Source organism: Pseudomonas sp. GD04019 (assembly GCF_029837695.1).
GTDB lineage: Bacteria > Pseudomonadota > Gammaproteobacteria > Pseudomonadales > Pseudomonadaceae > Aquipseudomonas.
This window is the reverse complement of record NZ_JAOEEA010000001.1, coordinates 96,310-114,843: the sequence shown is the minus strand read 5'-3', so window position 1 is coordinate 114,843 and position 18,534 is coordinate 96,310. Positions and strand designations below refer to the sequence as shown.

The 18,534-nt window shown below is 66.3% G+C and carries 12 protein-coding genes and 1 pseudogene; 10 read left to right on the top strand and 3 right to left on the bottom strand.

What is annotated here, in order from left to right; all coding sequences use genetic code 11:
- The first annotated feature begins 50 nt into the window (after nucleotides 1-50).
- Together fadD2 and fadD1 are read left to right on the top strand one after the other, a co-directional pair.
- Nucleotides 51-1,739: a long-chain-fatty-acid--CoA ligase FadD2 gene (fadD2, locus tag N7607_RS00595; protein WP_279864904.1), complete on the top strand. Its 1,689-nt coding sequence runs from the start codon at nucleotides 51-53 to the stop codon at nucleotides 1,737-1,739.
- Between the two features lie 231 nt (nucleotides 1,740-1,970).
- On the top strand, nucleotides 1,971-3,662 hold the full coding sequence (gene fadD1 / locus N7607_RS00590; protein ID WP_279864905.1) for a long-chain-fatty-acid--CoA ligase FadD1: 1,692 nt from the start codon (nucleotides 1,971-1,973) through the stop codon (nucleotides 3,660-3,662).
- Between the two features lie 58 nt (nucleotides 3,663-3,720).
- Here fadD1 and N7607_RS00585 read toward each other — a convergent pair whose 3' ends face one another.
- Both N7607_RS00585 and N7607_RS00580 read right to left on the bottom strand, forming a co-directional pair.
- Complete coding sequence (locus tag N7607_RS00585) at nucleotides 3,721-4,125, bottom strand: thioesterase family protein (protein WP_279864906.1); 405 nt, start codon at nucleotides 4,123-4,125, stop codon at nucleotides 3,721-3,723.
- A gap of 63 nt (nucleotides 4,126-4,188) precedes the next feature.
- The gene (locus N7607_RS00580) at nucleotides 4,189-5,058 is read right to left on the bottom strand and encodes a LysR substrate-binding domain-containing protein (protein ID WP_279864907.1); all 870 of its coding nucleotides are present in this window, start codon (nucleotides 5,056-5,058) and stop codon (nucleotides 4,189-4,191) included.
- A gap of 134 nt (nucleotides 5,059-5,192) precedes the next feature.
- Between N7607_RS00580 and N7607_RS00575 the strand changes: the two genes are divergently transcribed.
- The 6 genes and pseudogenes from N7607_RS00575 (at nucleotide 5,193) to N7607_RS00555 (ending at nucleotide 10,408) form a co-directional block, all read left to right on the top strand.
- Nucleotides 5,193-6,245 (top strand): agmatine deiminase family protein, encoded by a 1,053-nt coding sequence (locus tag N7607_RS00575; protein WP_279864909.1) that lies wholly within the window; start codon nucleotides 5,193-5,195, stop codon nucleotides 6,243-6,245.
- A gap of 4 nt (nucleotides 6,246-6,249) precedes the next feature.
- A complete protein-coding gene (aguB, locus tag N7607_RS00570; RefSeq protein ID WP_279864910.1) occupies nucleotides 6,250-7,158 on the top strand; it encodes an N-carbamoylputrescine amidase in 909 nt (302 codons plus the stop codon).
- 2 nt (nucleotides 7,159-7,160) lie between these two features.
- Entirely contained in the window at nucleotides 7,161-8,252 is a 1,092-nt protein-coding gene (locus N7607_RS00565) for an extracellular solute-binding protein (protein WP_279864911.1), read from the top strand.
- An 82-nt stretch (nucleotides 8,253-8,334) separates the two neighbouring features.
- Nucleotides 8,335-9,063, top strand: a complete 729-nt coding sequence (locus N7607_RS00560) for a TorF family putative porin (RefSeq protein WP_279864913.1) — start codon at nucleotides 8,335-8,337, stop codon at nucleotides 9,061-9,063.
- A gap of 237 nt (nucleotides 9,064-9,300) precedes the next feature.
- A pseudogene (locus N7607_RS23080) lies at nucleotides 9,301-9,375 on the top strand (hypothetical protein); the annotation flags it as partial.
- Nucleotides 9,350-10,408 carry an agmatine deiminase family protein gene (locus N7607_RS00555; protein ID WP_347881164.1) on the top strand — a complete coding sequence of 353 codons (1,059 nt, stop codon included), beginning with the start codon at nucleotides 9,350-9,352 and terminating at the stop codon, nucleotides 10,406-10,408. The pseudogene N7607_RS23080 and the gene N7607_RS00555, both read left to right, overlap by 26 nt.
- Nucleotides 10,409-10,565: 157 nt before the next feature.
- Here the strand turns inward: N7607_RS00555 and N7607_RS00550 are convergent, their stop codons facing one another.
- Complete coding sequence (locus tag N7607_RS00550) at nucleotides 10,566-12,032, bottom strand: methyl-accepting chemotaxis protein (RefSeq protein WP_279865203.1); 1,467 nt, start codon at nucleotides 12,030-12,032, stop codon at nucleotides 10,566-10,568.
- A 183-nt stretch (nucleotides 12,033-12,215) separates the two neighbouring features.
- Here N7607_RS00550 and hrpA point away from each other — a divergent pair, with 183 nt between their 5' ends.
- Together hrpA and N7607_RS00540 are read left to right on the top strand one after the other, a co-directional pair.
- Nucleotides 12,216-16,283, top strand: a complete 4,068-nt coding sequence (gene hrpA / locus N7607_RS00545) for an ATP-dependent RNA helicase HrpA (RefSeq protein ID WP_279924009.1) — start codon at nucleotides 12,216-12,218, stop codon at nucleotides 16,281-16,283.
- Between the two features lie 127 nt (nucleotides 16,284-16,410).
- The gene (locus N7607_RS00540; protein WP_279864916.1) at nucleotides 16,411-18,531 is read left to right on the top strand and encodes an adenylate/guanylate cyclase domain-containing protein; all 2,121 of its coding nucleotides are present in this window, start codon (nucleotides 16,411-16,413) and stop codon (nucleotides 18,529-18,531) included.
- Nucleotides 18,532-18,534 lie beyond the last annotated feature (3 nt).

The following is an 18,534-nucleotide window of genomic DNA, read 5'->3' as shown; positions in this document are numbered from 1 at the left end:
CGCATCTCAGGCGCCCGGTTTGCACATTCAGGTCTAGGGGAATAACAACAATGCAACCTGACTTCTGGGACGACAAGCGCCCGGCCGGCGTCGCCAACCAGCTCGACTTCAATCTCTACCGCTCGGTGGTCGAAGTCTTCGAGCGCTCCTGCAAGAAGTTCGCCGACCGCCCGGCCTTCAGCAACCTCGGCGTGACGCTGACCTACGCCGAGCTGGAGCGCTACTCCGCGGCCTTCGCCTCCTGGCTGCAGAAGAACACCGACCTCAAGCCCGGTGACCGCATCGCCGTGCAGATGCCCAATATCCTGCAGTACCCGATCGCCGTGTTCGGTGCCATGCGCGCCGGGCTGATCGTGGTCAACACCAACCCGCTGTACACCGTGCGCGAGATGCGCCACCAGTTCAACGACGCCGGTGTGCGCGCCCTGGTGTACCTCAACACCTTCGGCAAGTCGGTGCAGGAAGTGCTGCCCGACACCCAGATCGAGTACCTGATCGAGGCCCGTCTGGGCGATATGCTGCCGCCGCTCAAGGGCATGCTGGTCAATGCCGCGGTCAAGCACCTGAAGAAGATGGTGCCGGACTACCAGCTGCCCCAGGCCCTGGCCTTCAAGGACGTGCTGCGTGCCGGCAAGGGCCACTCCTTCCAGCCGGCCAAGCTGAGCCTGGACGACGTGGCCGTGCTGCAGTACACCGGCGGCACTACCGGCGTGGCCAAGGGCGCCATGCTCACCCACGGCAACCTGGTGGCCAACATGCAGCAGGTCTACAACTGCCTGCAGCAGCTCGGCGACGATGGCATGCCGCTGATGAAGGAGGGCGGCGAGATCATGATCGCGCCGCTGCCGCTCTACCATATCTATGCCTTCACCGCGAACTGCATGTGCATGATGGTCAGCGGCAACCACAACGTGCTGATCACCAACCCGCGTGACATCCCCGGCTTCGTCAAGGAGCTGGGCAAGTGGAAGTTCTCCGCGCTGCTCGGCCTCAACACCCTGTTCGTCGCGCTGATGGACCACCCGGACTTCAAGAACCTCGACTTCTCCCGCCTGAAGGTCACCAACTCCGGCGGCACCGCGCTGGTCAAGGCCACCGCCGAGCGTTGGCAGCAGATGACCGGTTGCAGCGTCGTCGAAGGCTACGGCCTGACCGAGACGTCCCCGGTCGCCACCACCAACTGCTACGGCAAGCTGGCGCGCCTGGGCTCGGTCGGGATCCCGGTGGTCGGCACCACGCTCAAGGTGATCGACGACGACGGTGTCGAGCAGCCGCTGGGCGAGCGCGGCGAGCTGTGCATCAAGGGCCCGCAGGTGATGAAGGGTTACTGGCAGCGCCCCGAGGCCACCGCCGAAGTGCTGGACGAGGAGGGCTGGTTCAAGACCGGCGACATCGCCGTTATCGACCCGGACGGCCATGTGCGCGTGGTCGACCGCAAGAAGGACATGATCATCGTCTCCGGCTTCAACGTGTACCCGAACGAGATCGAGGACGTGGTCATGGCCCACCCGAAGGTGGCCAGCTGCGCCGTGATCGGCGTGCCGGACGAGAAGTCCGGCGAGGCGGTCAAGCTGTTCGTGGTGCCGCGCGAGGGTGGCGTCTCCATCGACGAGATCAAGACTTTCTGCAAGGAAAACTTCACCGGCTACAAGGTGCCCAAGCACATCGTGCTGAAGGACTCCCTGCCGATGACACCGGTCGGCAAAATCCTCCGCCGCGAGCTGCGCGACATCGCCTGAAGCCTTGTGCCTGGGGCTTTTCACCCGCCCCATCAGGAAATGACCGATCAGTGATGATCGGTCATTTTTTTGACCGCTGGGGCTGCCTTTGGTGCTAGGCGCTCCCTGGCAAAGCTGCTACTCTCGGCACGCTTTGCGCCAGTCCCCACCTCGCGTCAAGGTCAACACATCACAACAAATGACCGCCATTGCGCGCGGTGTAGACAAGCTGTTGCTCAGGAGTAGGCTTCCATGATCGATAACTTCTGGAAGGACAAATACCCTGTCGGAGTCGCTGCCGAGATCGACGCCGACCAGTACCCCAACATCCAGGCCGTACTGAAAGAGTCCTGCCAACGCTTTGCCGATAAGCCTGCTTTCAGCAACATGGGCAAGACCCTGACCTACGGCGAGCTGTACCAACTCTCCGGCGTCTTCGCCGCCTATCTGCAGAACCACACCGACCTCAAGGCCGGCGATCGCATCGCCGTGCAGTTGCCCAACGTCCTGCAATACCCCGTCGTGGTATTCGGCGCAATGCGTGCCGGCATGATCGTGGTCAACACCAACCCGCTGTACACCGCGCGGGAGATGGAACACCAGTTCAACGACTCCGGCGCCAAGGCCCTGGTCTGCCTGGCCAACATGGCCCACCTGGCCGAGGAAGTGCTGCCGAAGACCGGCGTCAAACACGTCATCGTTACCGAAGTGGGTGACCTGCTGCCGCCGCTCAAGCGCCTGCTGGTCAACACCGTGGTCAAGCACGTGAAGAAGATGGTCCCGACGTTCAACTTGCCGCAGGCCGTCAAGCTGAACAAGGCCCTGGCCATGGGCCGCGGCAAGCCGGTCAACGAGGCCAGCCCGCACAACGGCGAAGTCGCCGTGCTGCAGTACACCGGCGGCACCACCGGCGTCGCCAAGGGCGCCATGCTGACCCACCGCAACCTGGTGGCCAACATGCTGCAATCCAAGGCGCTGATGGGCTCCAACCTCGGCGAAGGCTGCGAGATCGTCATCTGCCCGCTGCCGCTGTACCACATCTACGCCTTCACCTTCCATTGCATGGCGATGATGCTGACCGGCAACCACAACATCCTCATCACCAATCCGCGCGACCTGCCGGGCACCGTGAAAGAGCTGGGCAAGTGGAAGTTCACCACCTTCGTCGGCCTCAACACCCTGTTCGTGGCCCTGTGCAACAACGAAGACTTCCGTCGCCTGGATCTGTCCGCCCTGAAGCTGACCCTGTCCGGCGGCATGGCACTGCAACTGGCTACAGCCGAGCGTTGGAAGGAAGTCACCGGCTGCCCGATCTGCGAAGGCTACGGCATGACCGAGACCAGCCCGGTCGCCACCGTCAACCCGTACCAGAACATCCAGATCGGCACCATCGGCATCCCGGTGCCGTCGACCCTGTGCAAGGTCATCGACGACGCCGGCAACGACCTGCCGCTGGGTGAGCGTGGCGAGCTGTGCGTCAAGGGCCCGCAGGTAATGAAGGGCTACTGGCAGCGCCAGGAAGCCACCGACGAGATGCTCTCGGCCGATGGCTGGCTGAAGACCGGCGACATCGCCGTGATTCAGGACGACGGCTACCTGCGCATCGTCGACCGCAAGAAGGACATGATCCTGGTGTCCGGCTTCAACGTCTACCCGAACGAGCTGGAAGACGTGCTCGCCACCCTGCCGGGCGTGCTGCAGTGCGCCGCCATCGGCGTGCCGGACGAGAAGTCGGGCGAGGCGATCAAGGTGTTCCTGGTGGTCAAGCCGGGCGAGAGCCTGACCAAGGAGCAGGTGATGGAGCACATGCGTGCCAACCTCACCGGCTACAAGGTGCCGCGCTTCGTCGAGTTCCGCGACAGCCTGCCGACCACCAACGTCGGCAAGATCCTGCGCCGCGAGCTGCGTGACGAGGAGCTGAAGAAGATCGCCGCCACGGCCTGATCCTCTTCAGCATGAAAAAGCCCCGCTTCGGCGGGGCTTTTTCGTTTCTGCGCCTCTCTTATTCGGGCTGTAGCGCCTGGCGCAGGGCGTCGGGCAGGGCGGTTGGCTGTTTGCTTTCGGGGTCGATGCACACCTGGGTCATAGACGCGCGGAAGGTCGGCTCGCCCGAGGCCTGGCGGCCCTCCACGGCGAAGCTGAACGAGGTGGAGCCGGGCGCTTCGCTGCGCACCTCGATGCTGATCACCTCGTCCCAGGTCATGGGCGAGAGGAACTCCACCGATAGTGCCCGGGCCGGCGGCAGGATGCCCATGGCGAACAGCTTGCGCAGGCCTTCGCCGCCGAGGCGGTGGGAGAGAAATTCGTGGATCGCCTCGATGACGAAGTAGGCGATGCGCGGCGTGTAGACGATCCCTGCCGGGTCGCAGTCGCCAAACACAACGGTGCGGGTGGTGATGAAGGGCATGACGGCTCCGTGTCGGGTTGAGTCGTTTAGGGCTGCCGCGATCATAACGGCTGACGCGTGGTTTCAGGTGGCGGCGCCGGGGTTCAGACGCTGCTCCAGCCAGGCGCAGAACTGGCGGGTGAGCGGGTCGTTCTCGCTGTCGCGGTGCACCAGCCAGGTCCAGCGCGGGCCGCGCACCCGTTGTTCGCTGAGCGGCTGCAGCAGTTGCTGGGAACAGGCGGTGGCGGCTAGCAGCTCGCTGACCAGGGCGATGCCCAGGCCGCCGCTGGCGGCGTCCAGCAGCAGGCCGGGGTCGGAGAAGTTCAGCCCCTGGCTGTGCTGGCCGATATCGGCGCCGCCCTGTACCTGCCAGTGGGCCCAGTCCATCTCTCGCTCGCCATGCAGGGTGGTGCGTTCGCCCGCCGGGGTGGTCAGCAGACTGGGGTGGCAGGCTGGGTAGAGGCGGTCCTCCAGCAGCACGCGGAAGCTGCATTCGGCCTGGGCGGTGAGGTCGTCGCGCACGGCGATGTCGATGGTCTGGGTGGCCATGTCCGGCACCTCGTCGCTGGTGAACAGCCACAGGTCGACGTCCGGATGGCGGCGGTGGAAGTCGCCCAGCTGCGGCACCAGCCAATGACGGGCGAAGGCCGGGGTGGTGTTGACCACCAACTGGTTGGGCTTGCGGTACTGCTCCAGGCGGCGGATGCCCACGGCCAGTTGCTGCAGCAGCGCCTGGGTGGTGCTGAGCAGGTCGAAGCCGGCATCGGTCAGCGCCACGCTGCGCCCATTGCGGAAGAACAGCGGCTGTTCGAGGAAGCTTTCCAGGCTGCGGATCTGCTGGCTGATCGCCGACTGGGTGAGATGCAGCTCCTCGGCCGCCTTGTGGAAGCTGCCCAGGCGGGCGGCGGCTTCGAAGCCGCGCAGGGCGTTCAGGGGAGGCCAGTGCTTGAGCATTATTGATAAGTCCGGCTAATCAGGATTGCGCAAAATCTATCGTTTGTTGCGGCTTTTTTACAGGCCTAGCATGCAAGCCATCACCGCATTCGCGGTTTTCAGTGATAACAAAGACTTAACTGAAAGGCACTTGTATGCAACAGAACGCAGTCGCTTCGAACGCTTGGTTCATGCCCGCCGAATGGGCCCCGCACGCCGCCACCTGGATGGTCTGGCCGCACAATCAGCCGCTGTGGGAGTCCGGCTGGGGCGTGACCCTGGAAGAGGTGCAGGTGGACTTCGCCCGCGTCGCCAACGCCATCGCCCGCTTCGAGCCGGTGAAGATGGTAGTCGACCCGTCGGCGGCGTTCCGTGCTCGCGAACTCTGTGGCAAGGGTGTCGAATTGATCGAACTGGCGGTGGATGACAGCTGGTGCCGCGACTCCGGCCCGAGCTTCGTCTGTCACCCGCAGCTGGGCCTGGCCGGCGTCAGCTGGCGCTTCAACGCCTGGGGCGGCAAGTCCGAGCACAGCCTCGACGAAGGCCTGGCGCGGCGCATCCTCAACGGCCTGGGCCTGGAGTGCTTCGGCACGCCGCTGTCCAACGAAGGCGGCGCTATCCATGTGGACGGCGAGGGTACGCTGATCACCACCGAGTCGGTGCTGCTCAACCCCAACCGCAACCCGGGCATGAGCAAGGCCGAGATGGAAGAGATCTTCGCCCGCCTGCTGGGGGTGAAGAAGACCATCTGGCTGCCGGGCGATCCGCAGTACGTCACCGGTGACGTGACCGACGGCCACGTCGACGGCGTGTGCGCCTTCGCCAAGCCCGGTGCGCTGCTGGTGGATGCCACCCACGACCACGGCTCGGTGTACGCCGAGGTGGTGCGCGAGAATCGCCGCGCCCTGGAGCTGGCCACCGACGCCAAGGGGCGCCAGTTCGAGCTGCTGGAGCTGTACGAGGCCACCGATGCAGTGGATACCGAGGCCGAAGTGTTCTGCGCCTCCTACACCAACTTCTACATCTGCAACGGCGCCATCATCATGCCGGCCTACGGCATCGCCGCCGACCAGGTGGCGGCGGACACCCTGCGCATGGCCTTCCCCGGCCGCGAAGTGGTGCCGGTGCGCATCAACCAGCTGGCCCACGGCGGCGGCGGGGTGCATTGCATCACCCAGCAGCAGCCGCTGTGGCCGCTGAAGGGGTGATGCCATGAGCAGACTGACCGTCGCCACCACCCAGTTCGCCTGCAGCTGGGACCTCAAGGACAACCTCGACCGCGCCGAGCAGCTGGTACGCGAGGCCGCTGCCCGCGGCGCGCGGCTGATCCTGCTGCAGGAGCTGTTCGCCACCCCGTACTTCTGCATCGAGCAGGACCACAAACACCTGGCGCTGGCCGAGGAATACGAGCACAGCCCGCTGCTCAAGCGCTTCGCCGCCCTGGCCGGCGAGCTGGGCGTGGTCCTGCCGCTGAGCTGGTTCGAGAAGGCCGGCAACGCCTATTTCAACTCCCTGGCCGTGGCCGATGCCGACGGCCGCCTGCTCGGCGTGTACCGCAAGACCCATATCCCCAACGCCATCGGCTACCAGGAGAAGGAATACTTCAGCCCTGGCGACACTGGCTTCCGTGTCTGGGACACCGCCGTCGGCCGCATCGGCGTCGGCATCTGCTGGGACCAGTGGTTTCCCGAGACCGCCCGTTGCCTGGCCCTGCAGGGCGCCGAGGTGCTGCTCTATCCGACCGCCATCGGCTCCGAACCGGGGGCTGCGGCGCTGGATTCGCGTGACCACTGGCAGCTGACCCAGCGCGGCCACGCCGCTGCCAACATCGTCCCGGTGATCGCCGCCAATCGGGTCGGCCGTGAGGTGGCGACCACCGATCCGGGCCTGCAGATGAGCTTTTACGGCTCGTCCTTCATCACCGACCACAAGGGCAAGCTGCTCGCCGAGGCCGACCGCGACACCAGCGGCGTGCTGGTGCGCGAACTGGACCTCGCCGCCATGCGCGAGGACCGCATGACCTGGGGCATCTACCGCGACCGTCGCCCGGAGATGTACGGAGCGTTGCTGGGCCTGGATGGCCGCCACCTGCATAGCCACTGGAACCACCGGGGAGCCTGACCATGAAGACCAAGAACACGCTACTGCTCGCCGCCCTGGCGCTGGGTTGTGCGCAGGCCTCGGCCGCCGAGGACAAGACCCTGCGCCTGTACAACTGGGCCGATTACTTCGCCGAGGACACCATTGCCAACTTCACCAAGGAAACCGGCATCAAGGTGATCTACGACGTCATGGAAGGCAGCGAGACGCTGGAGGCCAAGATGATGTCCGGCAACAGCGGCTACGACCTGATCTTCCCCGGTGACACCGTGGCCGAGCGGCTGATGCGTGCCGGCGCGCTGCAGAAACTCGATCCAGCCAAGCTGCAGCACCTGTCCGACATCGAGCCGGGCCTGCGCACCCTGCAGACCAAGTACCCTTACTCGCGCCACGCCACCGTGCCCTACACCTGGGGCAGCATCGGCATCACCTACAACGCCGAGATGATCGGCAAGCGCATGGCCAACGCGCCGGTGAATAGCCTCGACCTGCTGTTCAAACCGGAGAACGCGGCCAAGTTCGCCGACTGCGGCATCTCCATGATCGACTCGCCAGATGAGGTCATGGCCGTGGTGCTCAACTACCTCGGCCGCTCGCCGCGCAGCGCAGAACCCGAGGACCTGAAGGCCGCCATCGAGCTGCTGGTGTCGATCAAGCCCTATATCCGCAAGTTCCAGTCGCAGCCGGTCACCGACCTGGTCAACGGCAACCTGTGCCTGTCGCTCGGCTACAGCGGTGACATGACCCAGGCCCAGCGCGCCACCAGCGGTGCCGGCAAGGCGGCGGACTTCCGCTTCCACATCCCGCGCGAGGGCACCACGGTGTGGATGGACACCATGGCCATCCCGGTGGACGCCAAGCACCCGGAATACGCCTATGCCTTCATCAACTTCGTCATGCGCCCGCAGAACATGGCGGCGATCAGCAACTTCACCGGCTACCCGACCTCCAGCGCCAAGGCCCGGCCGATGGTCGACGCCGACATGCGCAACAACCCGGACATCTACGTCGACGAGGCCACCTACGCGCGACTGATCCCCGGCAAGGACATCCCGCAGCGCTCGATGCGCGCGCGCATGCGTGCCTGGACCACGTTTAAAACCACCGCTCACTAAGCCTCCAGCGCTACCGCCTCCGCGCCCGCCAGCGCGGCACGGCGAAGCCATGCCCACAGAACAACAAGAAAGGAGCCGCACCATGCCGTACCCCAAGGCCGCCCTGGCCATCGTCCTGCTCGCCCCCTGGGGCCTGACTCAGGCCATTGAGCTGAGCGACGACTTCGCCCTGTATCTGGATGCCGGCGTCTACAGCGACTACCGCACCCGCGGCATCTCGCAGACGCAGAACGACCCGGCGCTGCAGGGTTCGGCCACCCTGAGCCACAGCAGCGGCCTGTACGCCGGGGTGTGGAGTTCCAACGTCGACTTCGGCCTGGGCAGCAAGACCCGCCAGGAGCTGGACTACTACGCCGGCTACAACTGGCAGATCAACGACGACATCAGCCTCGACACCGCCTACTTCCAGTACGAATACCCACGGCAGAGCGCGCTCAACTACGGCGAGTACTTCAGCCAGCTCACCGCCTACGGCGCCAAGCTCGGCGCCTACTACTCCGACAACCTCGGCGGCGACCAGAGCTACCTGTACAGCTACGTCGGCTACGGCACCACGCTACCGATGGACGTGGCCCTGGACCTGCGCTACGGCAAGGTCGACCTCAAGGACCCGCTGCTGCTCGATGGCAGCGGCGACACCCGCGACAGCTACAACGAGTGGCAACTCAAGCTGAGCAAGGAGATGTTCGGCCTCAACTGGTCGGCCAGCTACGTCGACACCGATCTCGGCGATAGCGAGTGCGCCAACTACATGGGCTTCGACGATGTGTGCTCGGCGACCCTGGTGCTGGGGGCCAATCGCACTTTCTAAGAGCCTGCCGTGGCTCTCCCCTCTCCCACGTGTGGGAGAGGGGCGGGGGAGAGGGTGCAGGTCTACCCGCCCTCTCCCCAACCCTCTCTCGTGAACGGGAGAGGGGGCAGAAGCGCATCGCACCGGCCCTATGGCGCTGCAGCAAAGATCGTGAGCAGCGCAGACGTACAGATGGCCGACTGTGCGCCCGACCGTACTAACCACTACTGAGGGACACACCATGTCTACGCGTCGCGATTTCATGAAACACCTGACGATGGCCGCCGGCATCGGCGCCGTTGCCACCCTGGGCCTGGGCATCAGTGCGCCGCGGGTGCGCGCGGCACTGGCCGGCAGCTGGTACATGCCCGACGAGAACGCCCCGCAGGAGCGGGTGATCCTCGCCTTCGCCGCCTCCACGGCGGTCTGGGAAGACTGGGCCACGCCGGTCAACGACTGCATCGCCCTGCTGGCCAAGACCATCGCCAAGTACCAGCCGGTGACCGTGCTGTGCCGTTCCAACCAGCTGACCCAGGCCCGGCAGAAGTGCGGCACCAGCAACATCAAGTTCCTCACCATGCCGCTGGACGACGTCTGGGTGCGTGACTACGGCGGCTGCTTCGTGGTCGACGGCCAAGGTGGCCGTGGTCTGGTCGACTTCAACTTCAATGGTTGGGGCGGCAAGCAGCGCTCGACCAACGACACCCAGGTGGCCGACACCCTGAGCTACGAGCTGGACGCCAACTACATTGGCAGCCAACTGGTGGGCGAGGGCGGCGGCATCGAGGTGGACGGCCATGGCACGGCGATCATGACCGAGAGCTGCTGGGTCAACAGCAACCGCAACCCGGGCATGAGCAAGGCGCAGATCGAGGCAGAGCTCAAGGCCAACCTCGGCCTGCGCAAGATCATCTGGCTGCCGGGCATCAAGGGCAAGGACATCACTGACGCCCACGTCGACTTCTACGCGCGCTTCGTCAAGCCAGGTGTGGTCATCGCCAACCTGGACAACGACCCCAAGTCCTACGACTACGCGGTGACCCGCACCCACCTGAACATCCTCAAGGCGGCCACCGACGCCGACGGGCGCAAGCTGGTGGTGCACACCCTGCCGCCGCCCCTCAAGGTGCGCAGTAACGTCTACACCCGCAACAACCCGGACTTCGCGCCGGGTTACATCAACTACCTGCCGATCAATGGCGCGGTGATTGCCCCGCAGTTCGGTGATACGGCGGCGGACAAGTACTGCAAGGACCTGCTCACCCAGCTCTATCCGGGCCGCGCCATCGTCCAGGTCAATATCGACCCGATCGCCGGCGGTGGCGGTGGCATCCACTGCGTGACCAAGAACATGCCGCGCCTGTGATCGCTGACAGGCTCCCATCGAGGGGAACCACCAACTCCCCCTCGCTTGTGCCATGCCCGCTCGGGCATGGCTTTTTTGCTGGGCACTCTGCTGCCTGCTGCGACTGTGTACGCCTTTTACTCGCCGCAGGCAGTACGGAACTGCACCAATCCCACCCCTACAACTTCAACCGCCGAATCGCCTTGCCCAGATCATCCGCCAGCCCCACCAGCTCGGCGCTGGTGCTGGCCGAGGCGAGGGTCTGTTGCACGGTCTGTTCGGTGACATCGCGGATGCCCACCACCGAGCGGGTCATTTCCTCGGCTACCTGGCTCTGTTGTTCGGCGGCCACGGCGATCTGGGTGTTGCTCTGGCGCATCAATGCCACCGCCTGGGCGATATGGCCGAGGGCCTCGCCAGCGGCGCCGGCTTCCTGCACGCACTGGTCGGCCTTGAGCGAGCTTTCCTGCATGAACTCCACGGCGTCGCGGCTGGCGGATTGCAGGTTGCCGATCATGCGGGTGATTTCGTCGGTGGAGTCCTGCACGCGCTTGGCCAGGTTGCGCACTTCGTCGGCCACCACGGCAAAACCACGACCCATCTCGCCGGCGCGGGCCGCCTCGATGGCCGCGTTGAGCGCCAGCAGGTTGGTCTGCTCGGCGATGCCGTGGATGGTCTCGACCATGCTGCCGATGGTGCGGCTGTCGTCGGCCAGCCGCTGGATCATCTCCGCAGTCTGCTGTACTCCCTGGGACAGGCCCGCGATGGCGAGGCTGGCGCGGCCCACCACCTGCTGGCCGACGCCGCTGAGGCGGTCCGCCTCGGTGGACTGGTCGCGGGTGTCCGCGGCGTGCTGGGCGATGTGGTGCACGGTGGTGGACATCTCGTTGATCGCGGTAGCGGCCTGGTCGGTCTCGCTCTGCTGGCCGAGCATGCCGCCGCGCACCTGCTCCATGCTCGTGGCCAGGCGTCGCGCGCCTTCGTCGAGGCTGGCGGCGGCCTGGGCCACGGTGCCCACCACGCGCTGGTAGCCGGCCTGCATGGCGTTGAAGGCATGGGCCATTTGGCCCACCTCGTCGCGGCTGTTCAGGGCCGCCCGGGCGGACAGGTCGCCGCTGCGTTCCACATGCAGCATCACGTCCTTGAGGCGGTTCAGATGGCTGAGGATAAAGCGGATCAGCAACTGCGAGGCGCCGAGCAGCACCAGCATCAGCACCAGTACGCAGGCCGCGTAGGCGCCGGCGCGGGCCTCGAACACCTGCCGCAAACTGGGAGCGCTGGCCGTCACCGCCAGGCGCTGGCCGTTGGCGGCATCCTGCACCCAGGCGCCTATCACCGGCGAATCACCCCACAGCGCATCGTGTTCCAGTGCCACCCACCCGCGCGCCGAGGCGGCCAAGCCCAGCGGCGGCTTGCCGCCGGCGGGGAAGGGCAGCACCTGGGCGGAACGAGGCAGTTCGCTGTCGGCGGGCCAGGCCGCAAACAGCGTGGCCTGTGCCTGGGCTGCCGTGCGGGCGGCATCTGCGCGGCCGGCCTGCTCCTGCTGCATGGCGAATAGCACCAGCATCAGGGTGGTGACGAAGGCCACCAGGTTGACGGCCCAGAACTTGTATTTGAGCGAGAGATCGAGAATCCAGCTGTTCATATGGTAGGTCTGCACGCAAGTTATCTGGCATTTGGCCATATCCTGCCCGTGGGCAGGCTGATCAGGATTGATCCCGATCAATCAGACAGATTCTGCCGCCAGCCGTTCGTCCCTCTGGCAGGCTGGGCAAGCCCTGGCGGTACTGCGACAATCGCCGCCTAGCCGAAGTAGCCGCCCGTTGCGATGACCGATACCCACGAATCCCTGCTGAAGAACCTCGACCAGACTATGCTGGCCGACCGTCACCGCCTGCGCCGCCAGCTGCACGAGCTGCAGAAGCAGACGCCGCCGGACGAAGCCAAGCTGGCCCAATGGCTGGAGCGCTTCCAGGCGTCCATCGCCAAGGTCGAGGCGCGCAGGCGCAGCATCCCGAGCATCCGCTACGACGACGCGCTGCCGATTGCCGCCAAGCGCGACGAGATCAAGGCCGCGTTGGAGAAACACCAGGTGCTGGTGATCGCCGGCGAGACCGGCTCGGGCAAGACCACCCAGCTGCCGAAGATCTGCCTGGAGATCGGCCGTGGCGTGCACGGCCTGATCGGCCACACCCAGCCGCGCCGCCTGGCCGCGCGCAGCGTGGCCACCCGCGTGGCGGAGGAGATCGCCACGCCGCTGGGCGAGCTGGTCGGCTATCAGGTGCGCTTCGAGGATCAGAGCAAGGACAGCACGCTGATCAAGCTGATGACCGACGGCATCCTGCTCGCCGAGACCCAGCATGACCGCTACCTGGAAAAGTACGACACCATCATCGTCGACGAGGCGCACGAGCGCTCGCTGAACATCGACTTCCTGCTCGGCTACCTGAAGACCCTGCTGCCGCGCCGCCCCGACCTCAAGCTGATCATCACCTCGGCGACCATCGACCTGGAACGCTTCTCCAAGCATTTCAATGGCGCGCCGATCATCGAGGTGTCCGGCCGCACCTACCCGGTGGAAACCTGGTACCGCCCGCTGGCCGCCGAGGTGGACGAGGAGGGCGAGAGCCTGCTCGACGACCTCACCGTCGACCAGGGCATCCTCGCCGCGCTGGACGAGATCGCCGCCCATGAGAAGGCCGAGGGCAAGCGCCCCGGCGACGTGCTGGTGTTCCTCCCCGGCGAGCGCGAAATTCGCGAGGCTGCCGAGGTGCTGCGCAAGGCCAACCTGCGCTTCACCGAGGTGCTGCCGCTGTACGCACGGCTGACCCCGGCCGAGCAGCAGAAGATCTTCGCGCCCATGAGCGGACGCAAGATCGTGCTGGCCACCAACGTGGCCGAGACCTCGCTGACCGTGCCGGGCATCCGCTACGTGATCGACTCCGGCACCGCGCGCATCAGCCGCTACAGCTACCGCGCCAAGGTCCAGCGCCTGCCCATCGAGGCCGTGTCCCAGGCCAGCGCCAACCAGCGCAAGGGCCGTTGCGGCCGGGTCGAGCCGGGCATCTGCATCCGCCTGTACAGCGAGGAAGATTTCCTCGGCCGCCCCGAATTCACCGATCCGGAAATCCTGCGCACCAACCTGGCCGCGGTGATCCTGCAGATGCTCCATCTGCGCCTGGGCAGCATCGAGGATTTCCCCTTTATCGAGCCGCCGGATGGCAAGGCCATCAGCGACGGCTTCAACCTGTTGCAGGAGCTGTCGGCGGTCAACCGCGAGAGCCAGCTCACCCCGCTGGGCCGCCAGCTGGCGCGCCTGCCCATCGATCCGCGCCTGGGCCGCATGGTGCTGGAGGCGGCCAAGCTCGGCAGCCTGGAAGAGATTCTGATCGTTGCCTCGGCGCTGTCCGTGCAGGACCCGCGCGAGCGGCCGATGGATCGCCAGCAGGCCGCCGACCAGGCCCACGCGCAGTGGAAGGATGTGGATTCCGACTTCGCCGCGCTGATCAACCTGTGGCGTGGCTTCGAAGAGAAGCGCCAGGAGCTGGGCAGCAATCCGCTGCGTAGCTGGTGCAAGAAGAACTTCCTGAATTACCTGCGCCTGCGCGAATGGCGCGACGCCCACCGCCAACTGGTGCTGATCACCCGTGAGCTGCAGCTGTCTGCGAGCAAGGCAGAGGGCAACCGTGGGAGCGGCCTTGGCCGCGATCAGTTGCCGGAGAGTTCGCATCGCGGCCAAGGCCGCTCCCACAAAAGCGCGCCGCAGCCCACCACCGATACCAAGGTCAATGTCATCGTCCGCGAGCAGGCCGAGGCCAGCGAGGCGGCGCAGCGCGCCAAGAGCTACGCCGCGGTGCACAAGGCGATCCTGTCCGGCTTGCTCAGCCAGATAGGCCAGAAGAGCGAAGACGGCGACTACCTCGGCGCGCGCCAGCGGCGCTTCTGGATTCATCCGTCGTCGGTGATCGGGCGCAAGAAGCCGGCCTGGGTGATGACCGCCGAGCTGGTGGAAACCACCAAGCTGTTCGCCCGCATGGTGGCCAAGATCGAGCCGGACTGGATCGAGCCGCTGGCCGGTCACCTGATCAAGAAGAACCACTTCGAGCCGCACTGGGAGAAGCGCCGTGGCCAGGTGGTGGCCTTCGAGCAGGTCACCCTGTACGGGCTGATCGTGGTCGGCCGCCGCCCGGTGCACTTCGGCCCGGTCGACCCGGCTGCTTCGCGCGAGCTGTTCATCCGCGATGGCCTGGTGCGTGGCGAGATCAACAGCCGCGCCAAGTGCTTGGCCGCCAACCGCGAGCTGCTGGAACGCCTCGACGAGCTGGAGGCCAAGGCCCGTCGCCGCGACATCCTGGCTGACGAGGAGACCCTGTACGCCTACTACGAGGCGCGCATTCCGGCGGAGATCCACCAGGCCGCCACCTTCGAGCACTGGTACAAGAGCGAGGGCGCGAAGAACCCGCAGCTGCTGATCATGCGCGAGGAAGATGTGCTGGCCCGCTCGGCCTCCGAAGTCACCGCCGCCCAGTACCCGGACATCCTTCAGCTCGGCGAACTGCAACTGCCACTGACCTACCACTTCGAGCCCAATCACCCGCGTGACGGCGTGACCCTGCGCGTGCCGGCGCCGCTGTTGCCGCAACTGCCGGCGGACCGTCTCGAATGGCTGGTGCCGGGCCTGATCGAGGCCAAGGCCATCGCCCTGGTGCGCAACCTGCCCAAGGCAATCCGCAAGAACTTCGTGCCGGTGCCGGACTTCGTCGGCGCCGCGCTTTCCAAGATCGTCTTCGGCCAGGGCTCGCTGCCCGAATCCCTCGGCCGCGAGCTGACCCGCATGACCGGCGCCCGCGTCTCCGAGGAGGCCTGGCTTGATGCGGCTGCGCAGCTGGAAAGCCACCTGAAGATGAACCTGGAAGTGGTCGACGCCCGTGGCAAGTTCCTCGGCGAGGGCCGCGACCTGGCCGAGTTGACCGCGCGCTTCGCCGAGGCCAGCCAGGCCGCCCTGGCGATTCCGCAGCAGAAACAGGAGCAGAAGCCGGTGGAGGCCAAGGCCTTTGCCCAGGTCGCCGAGAAGACCCAGCAGAAGATCGCCGGCCTCTCCATGACCGTGTTCCCGGCGCTGGTGGAAGAGGCTGGGGTGGTCAAGGAAGGCCGCTTCCCGACCCAGGCCGAGGCCGACTTCCAGCACCGCCGTGCCCTGCAGAGGCTGCTGCTGCAACAGCTGGCCGAACCGGCTAAATACCTGCGCGGCAAGCTGCCGGGCCATACCGAGCTGGGTCTGCTGTATCGCGAGATGGGCCGGCCCGAGGCGCTGGTCGAGGACATCCTGCTGGCCAGCCTCGACGCCTGCGTGCTTGAAGGCGAAGCCAGCCTGCCCCGCGATGGCGCGGCCCTGGCCGCCCTGGCCGAGAAGAAGCGTGGCGACTGGACCGGCCACGCCGAACGCATCGCCAGGCTCACCCTGGACATCCTCAAGCTCACCCACGGCCTGCAGAAGCGCTTCAAGGGCAAGATCGACCTGGCCCAGGCCATGGCCCTCAACGACATCAAGCAGCAGCTGGCCAACCTGGTCTATCCCGGCTTCGTGCGCGAGACACCGGGCGAGTGGCTGAAGGAAATCCCGCGTTATCTCAAGGCCATCGAGCAGCGCTTCGAAAAAATCGGCGGGCAGTTGCAGCGCGATCGCGTGTGGACCGGCGAACTGGCTGGCTACTGGGAGCAGTACCAGGCCCGCGCCGCCAAGCACGCCCAGGAAGGCAAGCGCGACCCGGAACTGGTGCTGTATCGATGGATGCTGGAGGAATACCGCGTGTCGCTGTTCGCCCAGCAGCTGGGCACCAAGATGGCGGTGTCCGACAAGCGTCTGGGCAAGCAATGGGCGGCGGTGGAGAACTGAGCGCGAGCGGCGGCTGAGCCCGGCGGTCATCCTGATTGCCTCGCCGGCGCGCCTTCTCGTATGGTGGCCCAGTCATGGCGCCTGCTGAGCGGTCGCCGTGTTCCGTCCACGCCGGAGCCTCGACCTCGTGCCCCATTCACGACCTTCCGCGCCGAATGTACTGATATGCCTGACGGTGGTGCTGGCTTGCCTGGCGGTTTTCCTCTGGCAACCCTTGCCGCTGCAGAACCTGCGTACCGCGCTGTTCGACCAGTACCAGCGCTGGCAGCCGCGGGCGTATCAGGATGTGCCGGTGCGCATCATCGACATCGACGAGCAGAGCCTGCAGCGCCTCGGCCAGTGGCCGTGGCCGCGTACCCAGGTCGCGGCATTGGTGGAGCGTCTGCAGGCGGCGGGAGCCTCGGTCATCGCCTTCGACGTGCTCTTCGCCGAGCCCGACCGCACCTCGCCCGAAATAATGATGCGCGGCGAAGATCTGCCCGCTGCCCTCGCCCAACGGCTCGCCGCGCTGCCCCCGCACGATGCCCGTTTGGCAGCTGCCGTCGCGCGCAGCCCGGTGGTGCTGGGCTTCGCCCTTGAGCGCAAGGCGTCATCCGCCGGCTTGCCGCTCAGCCGCTTCGGCCTGGTCGAGCAGGGCGGCCCGGTACTCGGCCATCTGCCCGTCTTCCAGGGAGCGATCCGGCCATTGCCGCTGCTCGAGCAGGCGGCCGGCGGTAGCGGCACGCTGACGTTCCGCCCCGATGGCGACGGTGTGGTGCGGCGGGTGCCGCTGCTGGTCGGCCTCGGCCAGGCCGTTCGGCCATCCCTGATTGCCGAGGCCCTGCGTCTGCAGCAGCGAGCCGGCCATTACCGCGCCGTGAGCAATGCGGCGGGTGTCGAGCGCATCGATATCGGTCGCCTGAGCATTCCGACCACTGCCGAAGGCGAGCTCTGGGTGCATTTCAGCCGCCCCCACAGAGCGCGCACAGTGCCTGCCTGGCAGGTGCTGGCAGGGCAGGCACCAGCCGCGCTGAGGGGCAGCATCGCGCTTGTCGGTACGTCCGCCCAGGGCCTGCAGGACCTTCGCTTCAGCCCGCTCGGCGGGATCATCCCCGGGGTCGAGGTGCATGCCCAGGCGCTGGAGCAAATTCTCACCGGCAGCTACCTGCAGCGGCCGGGCTGGGCCATCGCCGTGGAGGCGCTGAGCCTCGCGCTGGGCGGTCTGCTGGTGTGCCTGCTAGCGCTGCGTTTGCCCGCGCTGGCCTCGGCATCGCTGACCCTCGGCATCCTCGTCGGCCTCAACGCCCTGGCCTGGTATGCCTTCACCAGCCAGCGCCTGCTGATCGACCTGTTCACTGCATCGCTGCTCCTGGCGCTGGTCTTCGTCGCCGCGAGCCTGATCCGCCACATGGCGGCCGAGCGCGAGCAGCGCTGGATACGCCAGGCGTTCTCGCGCTACGTATCACCGAATCTGGTCAAGCATCTGGTGGAGAACCCCGGCCAACTGACCCTGGGTGGTCAGCGGCAGACATGCAGCTTCGTCTTCACCGACCTCACCGATTTCACCGAAATGGTCGAGCGCAAGGAGCCGGAGGCGGTGGTCAGCCTGCTCAACGCCTACCTCGACGAGGTCATCGCCATCGCCTTTCGCCATGAAGGCACGCTCGACCGCATCGTTGGCGACGCGGTGGCCATCATGTTCTCGGCGCCGCTGGCCCAGCCCGACCACTGCGCGCGGGCGCTGTCCTGCGCACTGGAGATCCATCGTTTCGCCCGGGGCTATGCGGCCGAGTTACAGACGCAGGGCATCCACTTCGGCCAGACGCGCATCGGCGTGCACAGCGGCGAGGTGGTGGTGGGCAACTTCGGCGGTTCGACGATCTTCGACTACCGCGCGCTCGGCGATCCGGTGAACACCACCTCGCGCATCGAGGGCCTGAACGCCCATGTCGGCACGGCCGTGTGCGTTTCCGAGGTGATTTGCCGCCAATGCCCGCAGGTGCCGATGCGTCCGGTTGGCGAGGTGCTGCTCAAGGGCAAGCGGCAACCGCTGCGGGTGTTCGAGCCGCTGCAGGCCGCGGGCATCGGTGGTGAGTCCGACGAGGCCTACGAGGCGGCATATGGCCTGCTGGCGAAAGGCGATCCGGGCGCCGGTGAGGCTTTCGACAGCCTGCACGTGCAGCGGCCCGACGATGGTCTGGTGGCCTTCCATGCCGAGCGGTTGCGGGCAGGGGAGCGGGGCGACTCGTTCGTGATGACGCGCAAGTAGCCT